The sequence below is a fragment of the Massilia aurea genome, assembly GCF_024753205.1.
Classification (GTDB): domain Bacteria; phylum Pseudomonadota; class Gammaproteobacteria; order Burkholderiales; family Burkholderiaceae_D; genus Telluria; species Telluria aurea.
Genome location: NZ_JANUGZ010000027.1, coordinates 1 through 1,114, shown reverse-complemented (window position 1 = coordinate 1,114; position 1,114 = coordinate 1). Strand labels below are relative to the sequence as shown.

Below are 1,114 nucleotides of genomic sequence, written 5' to 3'. Positions count from 1 at the left end.
CCCAGACAGTCTCGAACGTCCCCCTCGACATCTCGCCGCTTAATCGTTTTCGGTAGCAACGACGCGCGTATTCGCTTGTATTCCGTCGTGTTTTTGTCGCGCACTACTGCTGCGCGTCTACTTTCGATTTTGGGACAACTATGTTCTCTAAAAGTTTTGCTGCCGCCAGTGCGGTAGCCCTGACCTCGTTCGCGTCCATCGCGGGCGAGTCACCAGCTTCTCTCAAAGCCGCCGACCCGGCTGCTCACGTTCCACAAACAACCTATACCTCAGTTTTTTCGACTTACAGGGTCGCTCAGGACACCACTGTCTCGCCCGACAAAGTGTGGAAAGAAGCTAACGCTACGGTTGCGAACGAGGGTATGCATGGCGGCGCTCACGCCGGTCACACGCCGGCAGCCCAAGATGCTAGCGGTCACGCTGGGCACGCGATGCCGACCCAAGGCGCAAATCCAGGCACCCCTTCTGGCCACGGAACACCAGCTGAACCAGCTGGTCAGGCGTCGCATGCAGGGCATCAGATGCCAGCTCAAGCTGTCGCTCGGGCGGCCCGTACTGGCCAACCTTCGCCGACGGCACACACAGGTCATCAAATGGCACCGGCTCCAAAGTCAGACCCGCACGCGGGTCATCAAATGGCGCCGGTGTCAAAGCCCGACCCACACGCAGGACATAAGATGGGCCAGGAAAAAAAACCGGCCACAATTTCTCGCCCGGTCCCTGCAAATGGTGCAGCGAGTGAAGCGGCACACGAACAGCATCAGCAACAAGCAAAAGAGGCGAAGAAATGAGGCCTATCGTTTTCACACCATTACTGAAGACTTCCAGTCTTTTACTGGCCGTATCGGTTCTAGCCGGATGCTCGACGCTGTCTAACGACGGCGCAGCGGGCGACGTCTCAAAGCTGACGCAGCCCCGTACCGGCTTCGGCGTGACGGGCGAAAGGAACGACAGTGACGCGCAGGCTAGCTCTGCCCAAGTCTCCAAGCTCCTGTCGGCACCTCTGACGCCTGACTCTGCGGTGCAGATTGCATTGCTCAACAACCGCGGCCTCCAGGCTTCGCTAGCAGAGCTTGGCGTGTCCGAAGCCGACTTTGTCCAAGCCGGCCGTATA

At 59.0% G+C, this 1,114-nt stretch carries 1 pseudogene; it reads left to right on the top strand.

The annotated features are described in order from the left end of the window. Window positions 1-787 precede the first annotated feature (787 nt). Window positions 788-1,114: pseudogene (locus tag NX775_RS23880) on the top strand (TolC family protein); the annotation flags it as partial.